The organism is Haloarcula sp. Atlit-7R, from assembly GCF_003666065.1.
GTDB lineage: Archaea > Halobacteriota > Halobacteria > Halobacteriales > Haloarculaceae > Haloarcula > Haloarcula taiwanensis.
In genome coordinates this window covers 1-12,626 of sequence record NZ_QXIK01000009.1, presented here as the reverse complement: position 1 = coordinate 12,626, position 12,626 = coordinate 1, and the positions used below count along the sequence as shown (strand labels likewise).

General features: G+C 55.3%; 12 protein-coding genes. 2 read left to right on the top strand and 10 right to left on the bottom strand.

Features of this window, described 5'->3' with window-relative positions:
• The first annotated feature begins 631 nt into the window (after positions 1 to 631).
• Positions 632 to 1,678 carry an arylsulfotransferase family protein gene (locus D3D01_RS16275; protein WP_233563428.1) on the top strand — a complete coding sequence of 349 codons (1,047 nt, stop codon included), beginning with the start codon at positions 632 to 634 and terminating at the stop codon, positions 1,676 to 1,678.
• A 126-nt stretch (positions 1,679 to 1,804) separates the two neighbouring features.
• On the opposite strand, the gene D3D01_RS16270 is transcribed toward D3D01_RS16275, so the two are convergent.
• The 10 genes from D3D01_RS16270 to D3D01_RS16225 form a co-directional block, all read right to left on the bottom strand.
• Positions 1,805 to 2,752 carry a metal-dependent hydrolase gene (locus D3D01_RS16270; protein ID WP_121512948.1) on the bottom strand — a complete coding sequence of 316 codons (948 nt, stop codon included), beginning with the start codon at positions 2,750 to 2,752 and terminating at the stop codon, positions 1,805 to 1,807.
• A gap of 107 nt (positions 2,753 to 2,859) precedes the next feature.
• Positions 2,860 to 3,282: a plastocyanin/azurin family copper-binding protein gene (locus D3D01_RS16265; RefSeq protein ID WP_121512947.1), complete on the bottom strand. Its 423-nt coding sequence runs from the start codon at positions 3,280 to 3,282 to the stop codon at positions 2,860 to 2,862.
• Positions 3,283 to 3,306: 24 nt separating this feature from the next.
• The gene (locus D3D01_RS16260) at positions 3,307 to 4,557 is read right to left on the bottom strand and encodes a ZIP family metal transporter (RefSeq protein WP_121512946.1); all 1,251 of its coding nucleotides are present in this window, start codon (positions 4,555 to 4,557) and stop codon (positions 3,307 to 3,309) included.
• A gap of 1 nt (position 4,558) precedes the next feature.
• Positions 4,559 to 5,818 carry a multicopper oxidase domain-containing protein gene (locus D3D01_RS16255; protein WP_121512945.1) on the bottom strand — a complete coding sequence of 420 codons (1,260 nt, stop codon included), beginning with the start codon at positions 5,816 to 5,818 and terminating at the stop codon, positions 4,559 to 4,561.
• 252 nt (positions 5,819 to 6,070) lie between these two features.
• Complete coding sequence (locus D3D01_RS16250; protein ID WP_121512944.1) at positions 6,071 to 7,162, bottom strand: saccharopine dehydrogenase family protein; 1,092 nt, start codon at positions 7,160 to 7,162, stop codon at positions 6,071 to 6,073.
• Positions 7,163 to 7,230: 68 nt separating this feature from the next.
• The gene (locus tag D3D01_RS16245) at positions 7,231 to 7,689 is read right to left on the bottom strand and encodes a helix-turn-helix domain-containing protein (protein WP_199725411.1); all 459 of its coding nucleotides are present in this window, start codon (positions 7,687 to 7,689) and stop codon (positions 7,231 to 7,233) included.
• A 521-nt stretch (positions 7,690 to 8,210) separates the two neighbouring features.
• Positions 8,211 to 8,717, bottom strand: coding sequence for a hypothetical protein (locus D3D01_RS16240; protein ID WP_121512943.1), 507 nt, complete (start codon positions 8,715 to 8,717; stop codon positions 8,211 to 8,213).
• The gene (locus D3D01_RS16235; protein ID WP_121512942.1) at positions 8,714 to 9,598 is read right to left on the bottom strand and encodes a ParA family protein; all 885 of its coding nucleotides are present in this window, start codon (positions 9,596 to 9,598) and stop codon (positions 8,714 to 8,716) included. Before D3D01_RS16235 ends, D3D01_RS16240 begins: the two co-directional genes overlap by 4 nt.
• Positions 9,599 to 9,865: 267 nt before the next feature.
• Complete coding sequence (locus D3D01_RS16230) at positions 9,866 to 10,300, bottom strand: DUF555 domain-containing protein (protein ID WP_158600487.1); 435 nt, start codon at positions 10,298 to 10,300, stop codon at positions 9,866 to 9,868.
• A 108-nt stretch (positions 10,301 to 10,408) separates the two neighbouring features.
• Complete coding sequence (locus tag D3D01_RS16225; protein ID WP_121512940.1) at positions 10,409 to 11,614, bottom strand: winged helix-turn-helix transcriptional regulator; 1,206 nt, start codon at positions 11,612 to 11,614, stop codon at positions 10,409 to 10,411.
• 465 nt (positions 11,615 to 12,079) lie between these two features.
• Here D3D01_RS16225 and D3D01_RS16215 point away from each other — a divergent pair, with 465 nt between their 5' ends.
• Positions 12,080 to 12,619 carry a hypothetical protein gene (locus tag D3D01_RS16215; protein WP_121513028.1) on the top strand — a complete coding sequence of 180 codons (540 nt, stop codon included), beginning with the start codon at positions 12,080 to 12,082 and terminating at the stop codon, positions 12,617 to 12,619.
• The last annotated feature ends 7 nt before the right edge of the window (positions 12,620 to 12,626 follow it).

The window sequence follows — 12,626 nt, the reverse complement described above, 5'->3', positions numbered from 1 at the left end:
GGGCGCAAAACGAGGTTTGGCCTGTATTTGAGACTGGCCACTCGATATACTTGTGTGCGAACTGGAGCGTGAAACGTGGGGAGAACGCTGACTCATCGAACATGGCTCGGTGTGCTGAAATTTCGACCCGTGCTATTCAGACACCGGTTTCCCCACTCCAGTATCCGAGAATCGACCAGAAAGGGAATCACAGCCTTTGCAGTGCTCTACGGTGCGATTCTCTAAAGTTAAGACCTATCTTAACCCACGTATAACCAACTAGTCCCTGGTCAGAGAATCTATTGTGGCATCCAAGTCTTTTCTCCGTATATTCTTCATCATCATAATCGGTTTATCCAGTATTGGTTTAGCCTACGGATATACGCTTGGCGCAACCAACGATACCTTCGAGAGCCATCTCACGAACCAGGGGGTTGCGAACCCACAGCAACAGGCCGTCGAACCTCGCGACAATATTACTGTCGTCGCGACTGATTCAAATTCGTGGCGAGGTGAGGCGAGTAGCGGGCCTCGTGCCCGAGCAGAACTTGTCGCATTCAACCCGGACGGAAGTATCCTCTACTACAATGACTCACATACGCGGTACTGGGACGTCGATCCGGTACCTGAAACGAGAACCACTGTAGAGTATATGTTCGCAGACCACCTCGAGCCGTCGGCCTGTCCAAATACAACTAATTTTGCCCAGCGCCGGGTTGACGAGGAAGTCTGGAACGAATATGAGGCTGCTCGCTCGACCGACGCCTGCACGCGCAACGGATACGAACGCGTCAACTTGACGACCGGCGAGGTAACGCGCGTCTGGAGCGAAACCACCCCCGGGAAGGAAGCAACACGCTACCACGATGCCGACCGGCTCAACGAGACACACTTGGCCGTCGCAGATATCTACCTCGACCGGGTATTCGTTGTGAATTCCACCTCCGACCAGACCGAGTGGACGTGGAACGCCAGTAGCGCATTCCCCAGAGAAACGGGTGGTCCATACCCTGAGGATTGGACACATATCAATGACATCGAAGTGCTCGAGGATGGCCAGCTCATGGTGAGTGCCCGGAACCAGGACCGGGTCGTGTTCCTCAACCGGAGTGGTCTCATCGAAGGATGGACGCTCGGCGAGGAGGACAACTACAGTATCCTCTACGAACAGCACAATCCGGATTACATCCCCACTGAGCGTGGCGGTCCCGCAGTCCTCGTCGGAGATTCGGAGAACAACCGTGTCGTTGAGTACCAACGAACGGGAGACAGCTGGGAACAGTCGTGGGTGTGGCGAGACACGCGGATGCAGTGGCCACGGGACGCCGACCGGCTCCCGAACGGTCACACTTTGATAACAGATTCGAACGGGAATCGTGTATTCGAAGTTGACAAACAAGGTGAGGTGGTTTGGAGCGTCAATATCGCTTTCCCATACGAGGCGGAACGTCTCGGGACTGGAGACGAGAGTGCCGGTGGGCCGAGTGCGACGCAAGCGAATCTTGACTCACGAACAGGCAGTTTGCGTGATAGTTTACTTATCATTGCTAAACAGCTCATCCCCGGGAAGTACTTGAATGGTCTTATGTACATCACACCGGTCTGGATGGGATTTCTGGAGGTCCTCGAACTCGTGGTCCTCCTCACTAGTTGCCTGCTGTGGGCTGGGATAGAGATAGTCTGGCGACGACAATCTTAACAATTCCAATTTCCGGCTCTGATTGATCTCCGGATAGCACGGTTTCGACTGTCAGAACTAGAAGATGAATAGAACACGTTGATTTTCTCATGACCAGGATTGACCATCTCTCAAGGGACTGTATGACTACCCGAGGAGCACTAGATATGTCACGGTGTACGCGGCGGCCGCGAGCGTAATGGCAGCAAGCGCAGTCGCAACAGCATCGATCAGCTGAATCGATCTATCTTCTCGCCAATCCGAACGACTCGGAGTGCCAATAAAACCGACTGTGAGGACGGTGAATACGAACGGTGACGCGGTCTCAACAGTCGGTAGGGGGATTGCGAAAACCGCACCTGCGTAAGTAACCCCGAGCGCTGCACGCCGATTGATGTGTCGCTTGAGGCGCCATCCTCGCAGCCGTGCGACGACGAGTAGTCCCATCCAAATAATCGTGAGCTCAATGAAGAAGGCGCTGAGAAGATGTAGTGTCGGATCGGGGTTGAGGAGAATCTGACCGTTCAATAACCCGGATTCGGTAAGAAGTGGATAGAATAACGCCGGCGACGGGCCGGCTAATACATCTCCGAACGGGTGCGATAAGAGCCCGAGGGCTCCAGCACCGAGAACGGCTCTCGGGCCGAGACCGACGCGCTCGGCAAATGTAACCAACCCGACTCCAGCAAGAACGAACGCGGCGACCACAGCGCCCGGAGCTATCCCACCGACGACCGTCACGATGAGGACCAGGCCGCCGAGGATGAGGCCACCGAGTGTGCCGGCCCCAGAATTGTAGCCATCGCGAGCGCGCCAAGCGGCAAACCCGATTGCTGCGAAGACACCGACGATCAGCGAGTGGGTGGCCCCGCGATGAATCTCGTTTGCGATAGCCCAGAACGCGTCAAAGGTTACGAAGGCGCCTTCCAGGCTTCCGACAAGCCCAACTACGGCGTACAGCATATCAATATCTGGGAGCGTCGCGAACGAGCCAGCCACCGCCCCGACCGCAAGCGCGCGCTCTTCTGGCCACCCCCGCCATACGGCGACACTCGCCGCTATGGCGAACGCAGCCAGAAAATGTCCGATGAACATACAATTTATACGTCGTCACGGAAGATAAGTATAGCATGAGTGAGAGCCTCAACCATATGTGTAATAGGGACGGCGACGGCTTGGAGAATTGAATGTCGGTTGTCCGCTTACCTCACTCGCACTGTCCCGACCATCTCAGACCCCTCATGTGGGATACAGAAGTACCCGTACGTTCCCGGCTGATCGAACGTGTGCTCGTAGCTCTCTCCCGGAGCTATGAGCCCTTCGGTGATCCGGTTCCTCGCGGCACGCTCTGACTCGAAGCCACCACTTGCGAAGTACGCCGCCGCGTCTGGAATCTCGTCTTCATACGCCGTAACCGTGTGCTCGATGTCACTCTCGTTCGTCCACGTAACCGACTCACCAGGTTTGCTCGTCGCGGTCTTCGGGTCAAATGTGAGATCACCGGGCATCGTGACGGTCTGTGCCGACGAGGATTGTCCACCCAAACACCCAGCCGTGCTGAGCGTCGCCATGGTGGCAGTGCCGAGTCGTAACACCGTCCGTCGATCGTAGATTTCGAATGACATTGTAACAGAGATGGGGTGTGCCTATTAGAGCGCCACGAAGAGGTCAGTCACGTACATAATGCCGAGTCCGAGCAGAAATGCAAGCAGATTCGTGGCACTGGCCACGCGACCCCCTGCATCACGAACCATGCTCGCAATCTCCCAGTTGACCTGCAGGATAGCGCCAACGCCGATAGCGAGGAAGAAGGCGCCGATCGTCGGTGAGTAGGCGAGGCTGCCGATCCAGCCACCGAGGATGACGGGCGCGCCGGCGATGACGCCCAGCGCGGCGAAGTGCTTCAGCGACGGACGTTTTCCGCGGGCGACCGGCGCAATGACAGCCGGCCCCTCCGTCACGTTGTGGAGCATAAACCCGATCACGAGGAATGCACCGAGCGACACGCGACCGAGTGCGAACGAACTCCCGATAGCAAGTCCTTCCGCGAGGTTGTGCAGGCCGATTCCTACGGCGACCAGATACGCAATCCAGAGACCGCTGCTAGCACGACTATCACCAGCGGCGACACGGCCCTCACGCCACGCACTGATCGCCTGGACGAGGAGGAGTGCGCCGAAGATTCCGAAGACGACCAGGAGGTTACCCTCGTACGCGCCTGGAACCCGCTCGGCGAGTTCGAACGCCTCGAACCCGGCGTCAAACGCCAAGAAGCCCAGTACGCCGGCCGCAAATATGAGCACGGCGTGCAGCCACCGATCGCTCATCGTCTTGATGTAGGGGAACCAGAGCATCCCCAAGGCGACCGGGATTACGCCGACGAACAGCCCGATGACTGCCAGCGTTCCGAGCAGACTGAGACTAAACCCGGGTGACTGACTCGGAGCGACGATCGTGTTATGGAACGTCGCCCCGTCAGACAGTACGAGAGCGACTTCGAGATCCCATCCCGGATTCCAGTGATAGGGGATCACGATCTGTGCGCTTTCCATCGGGGCGAGCGTTTGGTCACCACCAGCTCCTTCAACCCGGAAATCCCAGTAGGCTTCGTCGACGAGGACCTGTGATATCGTCACGGATTCGGGCCCGTTGTTCGTCACGTGCAGTACGACCGTTTCGTCGCTCGGAAGCGTCGTATGCGTGACCGTCACGTCTGGGAGCGGGGTGCCGCTCTGAACACCGGCGAGCGGTGATGTGAACGCGAATAAGCCCAGGACGAGCACGAGCAACACGATCGGGAGTAACGCGCTGACCCATCGCGGAAGCCCGAGCGGTTGTATGCTCTCGTTCTCGGCTGGTACACCACCGTCCGTCGTCGAATCTCGTGTCTTGTCCGTCATATTAGACCACCTCGAAGAAACTCATCCAGCCGAGTTCGGCGAACTCGGACTGGTGGGCGTGGAACATGTACAGTCCTGGCTCGTGGTTGGAGTAGTCCATCTCGATGATGCCGCGCTGTGCTTGGCACTGCATAATCGTGTCCACGGTTTTGCTCGTCGGCGTCAGCGTTGTCCCGTGGTCGTAGTAGTCGAAGAACTGCGAGTGCGTGTGGAACGAATTGATGAGATCGAACTCCGTCGCATTGGAGAGGTACACGCGCTGGCGTTCGTTCTTGTCGATTTGGATGGGGCGTTTCGTCTCACCCGCCGTCCAGTTGCCCTGTCCGTCGGTGTCACCGACTCCATATCCAAACGCCCGTGTGTTCGCCGCGTAGACCTCGTTTCCGCCGTCGAAGTTGGTATCGAACGAGTTCATCACCATCACCATCTCGTTCACGGCGTCGTTTTCGGCGTACTCGTGATTCCGGCTCTTTGCCTCTTCGACGAGCTGCGCCCGGAAGTCGTCGGTAATCGGACCGGGGTAATTGACGTAATCGCGTGGGTTCTCCCTGACGCGGTCGGGGTCCGGATCAACGATGATCGTGCCGTAGAGTCCGCGATGGATGTGCTCTTTCAGGGGGAGCGAGTGGCAGTGATAGAAGTGCGTACCGGCGGGCTGGGCGATCCACTCATAGGTGAAGGATTCACCCGTATCAAGGACGCCGGGGCCGTTCTGGGGAATCCCGTCCATTCGCGGGTTGAGGTTCTTCAGGTGTGGATGAATCGTGTGCGCGTGTCGTCCGAGATTCGTAAACTCCACGCGAATCAGGTCGCCCTCGACGGCGCGGATCGTCGGACCCGGCACTTGGCCGTTGTACGCCCACGCTTGAAACTCGACGCCCGGCGCGATAGTTATCCTCGTGTCGACGGCAGTGAACTCGAATTCCCGTACGGTTCGGCTGTCCTCTTCGTAAACCTGTTGAGGAATGTTATCCTGCCCACTCTCTCCTGTATTGAACGCGGTGAGAAACTCATGCGGATCGAAATTCAAATCTCGATATTCGCCCACCGCACCGAAGTTACCGTGTTCGTCTTCATCGTCGTGACCGGACGAGGCACTTGCTCGGGAACTCCCCAGTCCAACTGCTGCACTCCCGGCAACACCGAGACCGCCGAGGACGGTGCGGCGACTGACGTTCGTTTCACCGGTGAGTGATTCGACTAGTCGCTCTTCGAGGCGTTCTGTGACCTTCGCTGCGCTGTTGTAATCTATCGATGGCATGATCTCCTCCGCTGGTCAAGCCTTAGCATAGCCATGTGCGCTTATTCCTCGCCCAACATATAAATTAGACCCATCTAAAGTTAGAATGAGTCTAAACTAAAACTCGGTCTGATGGGCCTCAATATGTTTGGTTTGAAGCCCCAGTGAGAGCGTGACCGGTAGACCCGAGTTTTGAACTAGCCCTGAAGCTCGCCACCGAATTCGATTATCAGGTCGAGGACCTGTTCTGGTGGGGCTACCTCAACCGTGACCTCAGGATACTCGACCCTGCTGCTGTGTACGGCCAACTTCGTAATTTCCCTCCAGTAGCGTCTCGACGAACGGCGAACTGTCGAACAGTTCCTGAATGTGCAAGACGCCCGCTGGTTGTGACGATCCCACCAGTTCCGATGTAACTTGAACTGCAACGAGTGCCGTCGCGCGGGCCTGGTCTGGCCCACGAACCCATTGTTCGATGCGGCTGAGGCGACCGTTCTTCGAGCCGCGAACCGCCGTCTTGATGACCGATTCGTCGGAACCAACCGGAAGGGTGTCGGCCAGTTTCACGATAATGTTGACGCCGAGCATCGACACGACCGGCTGGAACAGCCCAGTCCGACGTAACGCTGCCAGGTAGCGGGTGACAACACGAGAGTCGTAACAGAGTCGGCTTTCCACCGTGGGGATGTCCGTAGTCCGGGCGAGCACCTGTTGATCCGCGAGATTCGCTCGATACGCCCGCCGTCGCCCCCACTCCGGAATCCTGACCATTCGCGGCTCCGTGAGACCAGTCACAGAAATTGATTGCTCGGAATTCTGCACTGAAAAGCGCCCGAACGCGTCTTCGACGGTCCATTTGATCGTATCCGGGCCGAATGCTTCGCCGAGACCGAGGAGCAACGTGATGTCGGCCCTGTCGACGGTATCGAGTTCGGCAGCCGCATCGGAAACAAACAGGTTTGTCATTCCTGGGGACAGACCCACGCTGAGGACAGCTGTAGATCCGTTCTTACGGGCGATGCCATCGGCTGTTTCGATGTCTCGGAGAAGTGAATCGTCCGGTGAGATGTCGACGTAGTCGATACCGCGCTCGAAACAAGATCTGGCGAACGTGGCGTCCGCTGCATCGAGACACATGACGACCGTTCCGACGCCAGCGAGGGACTCATCGAATGACTCCTCGTTCACGTCGAGCGTACGAGCATTCACTCCTGCAATAGTGTCGGCGAAGCGATGTGCCTTTTCGGGGGAACGGCCAGCCGCAATAACCCCTTCTGACACGCTATTGGCCAATTCATTACAGACCGTGCGGCCGATGGTCCCGTATCCGCCGACAACGAGAATCGCGTCACCGGTAGCAGTCATACTCCCAATTTAGGATGGTTGCTAGTAGCTTTAATCCCGAGTATTCTTGGAGTATATATAAAATCTACTTAGTCACCGAGATACTGGAGCAGGAATTTTGATTCGATGCGCTGGAGCTGTTCAGAGATCGTCGCCGGGGACCGATAGACTTCGGTAGCGATCTGTTCGTGCGTCGTTTCCCGTGGGACTTCGTAATACCCGACCTCGACGGCAACCTCGAACACGGTCTGTTGCCGATCAGTCAACAGGCCCGATAGCCCAGGCCGTTCAGGGACGTATTCCCCGACTTGTTCGGGATGCAATTCGATTCCGTGGGGCACCTCTGCAGAGATAGCAGTAATCGCGGACTCGGTGCCAGCCACTGTGAGTCGAATGCCACGCTTGCCATAGTCGTCTGTGTACTCTATCGGTGGCACGACGATGAGTGAGTATGCGGCAAGGATGTCGAACATGCTCGTCATTGACGGCGACGGCTGGTACTCAAGATACACCAGTCCGGTTTCTCGTGTAATTTCGAACTCTAGCACTGTCGTTTCTTCCGAGAGTTCGCCAGCGGTATTATCGATTGTCTCCGATGTCTCCTCTAATCGCTCAACTGCAGCGATTTTATGAACCGTCTCAGTCTTGCAGATATCACTAGCGAGCAGCTCACGATTGTTACCAAAGGGTCTGCGACCGGCTGAGGCGGTACTTTCTCTGCACGGAAAGCAGATCCAGGGATGATCCACAGCGTTGGCTCTGTACTCCCGAACTCCGAAGTAATCAACTTCCAACGAGCTAAAAATAGTATAGCGGCATACAGTATATGGTGTGTCGACTAGTCCTAAAACCGTGTGTATGAGCCTTTAAACCCCCGAATATGGACAACACAGACTTGAGCTCAAGTGCTTACGTTTACTCCAATAAGCGTAATACCGCCTATCACAGAACTCTCAACGTGTATTCTTCCACCATTTTTCGATAAAAAGACCACGGTGGTCAGTCAGCTCTGGTACGAGATGACAGATGGATCGTTACGGTTCATCAGGATTTGTTGAGCCACAATGTTTTATTCTGATTCAGACATCCCCAACTCTTCTCGGACAATCTCTCGATTCTGTAGCACTGCTCTGAAGAGAGCCGTGTAGAAGTCCCAGTGCTTGTCGAGTTCACCTCCGAACTCTTGGGAGAACTCGTAGTCTACCTGCTTATAGAACGCGTTGACCTCCTTTTTCACTTCGGGAGGAACGTACACGTTGAAATTTTCGTATGTATCGATCAGCGCCCCCAAGTCCTTGTCTGGGTTCGGGTAGACGTGATCGTCAAGACCGCCTGGTTCAGGGTCCCCTTCGTCTCCTTTCTCTTCAGTTTCTTGCGTTTCTAACGTTTCTGATGTTGCTGACGTTTCTGTTGTTTCCTCTTCTTCGCTCGCAGTTTCACCGCCGTCGTGCTCATCATCTACTGTCTCCTCGTCCTCTTTAACTAACTCAGATGGGTCTGTCGGCTGATCACCGCTCACACCCAGTGCCTTTGCTCGCTCGGCCGTCTCTTCCATTTCTTGTTCGAGATCGCTCATGCTTCAGGGGCCTCCTTGATACGCTCTCGGAGTTCTTCGGTACTCATGTTCCGTGCGTGTTTGAGGTCGACATCGTGATCTGGAGGTGATGTCTGCTCGAGGACATGCTGCACGACTTGGTCAAATACAGGGAATTGGTCGTTCTCGACAGCCTCACTGTGTGTGTAGATCGACGCCTGATTCCATTTTGCTCGGTCGAAGGCAGCTCTGTCGTCGACGAGGACTCCTTTCTCGTCGAATGTGTCCTCGAACCAGTCGATGACCTTTCGCTTTTCTTTGGTGAGCTTCGTCGAATCGTAGGTCATAGTGAACGCAAGATACTCGATTTCGAGGCTGTGCATCATCGCCAGCGTCTCGTAGTGGTCAAACAGCAGGTTCGCCGAGTGTATCATCTCCGAGCGCGGCTGCATCGGTACGATGACGTTCTCGCCGGCCGTGACAGCATTCTTCGAATACGCTGAAAGATCAGGCGGACAGTCACAGACGATGAAATGGTAGTCTTGGTCGATTTGTTCGATGACCTTGCCGAGTCGGTTCTCACCGGCATCAGCCGAATCGAGTGGCGTCTTGTTCCCGTTGAACGTCGTGTTCGAAGGAATCAGATCGAACTCCTCGTGATCCTTGAGGATGATCTCGTTGATCTCCGACCACTTGTTCACATCCAGGAGAACGTTGTCCAGTGACAGCTGGTCGATGTCCTCGTAGACTTCTCTCTTACCGAGGTTTGCCGTTAGCGACCCCTGTGGATCGAGGTCGATAAGGAGGACATCGAACCCGCGTGCTGCGAGTCCACCCGCGAGGTTGAGTGCGGTGAAGGTCTTTCCTGTTCCGCCTTTCTGGAACGATACTGCGATTACCTCTGGTTGGGTGGTTTCCGACATTTCTAATGCTCTATTCATTTCGACTGTTTCTAACGCTAAAAACGTTAGTCAGCCACTTGTCTGACGGTTCTAATATTAATAATGTTTCTAACGCTGATTACGTATCAGAGACCATTGACGCTGAGAACGTCATTAATCGGTCTAAGACGGGTACTTTAGCAAGAGCGAGATTTCGACTCCCCCCCCCATGCTGTTAGAAACACTCTCTATGTTTTTAACATTGGCAGTGTTTCTAACGCTATTAACATTAGAAATGTACGGTGTTGACTACTCACGCGATACGTCGACCGACGTGAGTGGTGTATCTTCCAGATGTGGCCCAATCTCTCTTCGAGCCCTTCGCTCTGCCTCCTCTGCTGACTTAGCCTGGACATCAAGGGTCACAAAGAGACCGACGAGCGCAGTCTTTGAAACCAACAGCAGGGCTTCTGTCCTACTGTTACAGTCGTTGCAACCCAGGCTTTGAACCTCGATATTACGGTTCCTTGTGCGATCGCTGGCAGCACTAATCCGCTTGCCGACTTCGCTAACCGCGATATTGATGGCATCTTGTCCCGTGTCAGCTCCACGGACGACCCACGGCACGGAGAACGTCACGCTCTGCCACTCATTACCGGTGGCAGCGCTGTGACTCTCATCCTGGGGTGTCGGTTCTGGATGGGATTCACTCTCAACCACCGGGGAACCATGGTTAGTGGCCATACTAGATTGAGTTTGTCTTTCGGCCATGACGATTCAGAAGCGAGCAACGGTCAATAGGGCAACTCCAAGGACAGTGTAACGAGTTGTGGAACATTTCTTTCCAACAAATCATGTTACCTCCGTCTGTGGTACTGACGATTGAACCGAACGTTCGCGACTTTGTTCATCTCTGAGGGCACTTGCTACATGCTCCTGAAATACACGTATAGGCGGACGAGCGCCTTCGAGGTATTGGTTGAAGAGGCCCTGTACCCATTCTATAACACAGGAGTCGGATGAGTCGAGAGCTGTTGACTCTGCTTCCGTAACTCCAGTTGAGGGAGCAGGTGCCATGATTACCCGCGAATCGTCGTATATCGCGAGATGAAGCGGTATCGGTCCGGGGACGAACAGCAGTCGTACTCCTGGCCTGATGGAGCCCTCTTCGAGGTAGAGCGAATAATCTTCCTGTGCGGCATAGTCCACAAATCGGTCGGCGGCGTGGAATTGGAAGAGAACCTGGTCAGTGAATATAACGGTGACATTGGGGGTATGTTCGATGACGGGACGATATGCCTGATCGAGTGCAGGGCTCCGGATGGCACTCATACCCTGTAGTCGCTCTAAATCTACTTTAGCACCGCTCACGAACGCGTTCAATACGTTGTGGGGCTGGTCAGGAGTGTTATGTATAAGCGTGGATTCTTCAAGGGCTTCGAGCGGGAATGAATCGAGCTCAGCGGGTAGCCACCGAATGAACTTCTTGTATTCAATAGCTCCTGCTGCTATGGTCTGAAGTTGTTCGAATGCCTGCTGAAGTAGCTCACCTGTCTCTGATAGTTCATAGACACCTGCTCGGAGCTCGACGTAGCCATCTTTCTGCAGACAGGTGATGATCCGATGGACCGTCGTTCGAGAGATTGCTCTCTCATCTCGGGCACGCTCGATGACATTGCTCTTTCTCATGGGCTCTTCACTGAGAGCACGGAGTAGCCACTGTTGGTGTGATGAACGTGCGAGGCGGGCAAGCGATTCGATTGTTACCTTCGCATCGATATTGGAGTAGGCCTGCAGCAGTCTCGCTCCAGAGCAGGTCAACGTGTACCGCTCGTTCCGCTCTCGAACGAGACCGGCTTCTTCGAGTGGGGCAACCGCTCGATACGTCGTCTGGCGAGTAACATCTGTCATCTCTGCAAGATCGGGAATACAGAGGCTTCCACGTTGGAGGGCTTGCAAGACGCGGATACGCGTTGGATGCTGGCTCCGATGTGATGTGCTAGCATTGGCTTGTACCCGGGAGTCTAGAAGAGATTGGAGGAATTTCTCGGGATTCATAGTATGATTACCGCATATCTAGTGGTTATTAGAGAGAATGAATGTTTGCATACCAGATACTACAGATTGTACTGCACAAGGGCTGACTCTCAGCTAGTCTCTAAGACTGGCCTCGGGAGCAGCCGAAAAATAGTATAGCAGTATATGATTTACGGAATAGCTACTTACCGAATTTCTCCGGCTGTGGGCTTCTAAACGCGTGATTAGAAGAGAATGAGAATTAAGCCAGTTGGTCATGATTACGCCGGTAATCACGACCACTTTGAAGTACCCCGACGCCGTCGGTGAACCACGAATGCTGCAATCGGCTCAGAACGGCGCTTCCCCCAGGTTAGAGCCCCCGAGACCGGGCTGTGAGTTTGCTGTAGCTCCACTCAGCTACGTCGAAGACTTGGCGGAATACCCAAGTTCGATATAGAACGAAGGGACTCAACTTATATGAAGATAGAGCGCGAACGGAAGGGTATGACCGACGACGAATCGAATTCCAAGGGTCTGATGGAGCGCCAGACCACGGGCGAAGACCGGGTGAGGATGGCCGCCCGACAGTTGTCGGAGCCGCGGACGGCAAACTGGATCGCCTCCGAAGCGGGCTGGTCACACGAGCCGACCAAGCGCGTCCTCGAACGACTCGTCGACGACGGGATCCTCCACCGTGACGAGAGCGGTACTCACACGACGTACTACCCTGATTACCGCCGCCAAGCGATGCAGGAAGCGATGCGGCTTCGCGACAGCGGGCACACTGTCGAGGAACTCACGGACCGTCTCGCCGACATGAAAGCGCAGATCCGCGACTGGGAGGACGAATTCGACGTCGAGTCACCGAACCACCTTCGCGGAACGCTCGCCGAGGAGGGTCTCGACGCCGACGACGAAGACCGCCGCCGTGAGATCGCCCGCGAGTGGGAACACCTCCAGCGGCGCATCGACATCGTCGGCTTCGCCATCCGCGAATGGGACTTTCTCACTCCAACGAACGAGCCTGCCGAGGCCAGTAGCTGACGGATGT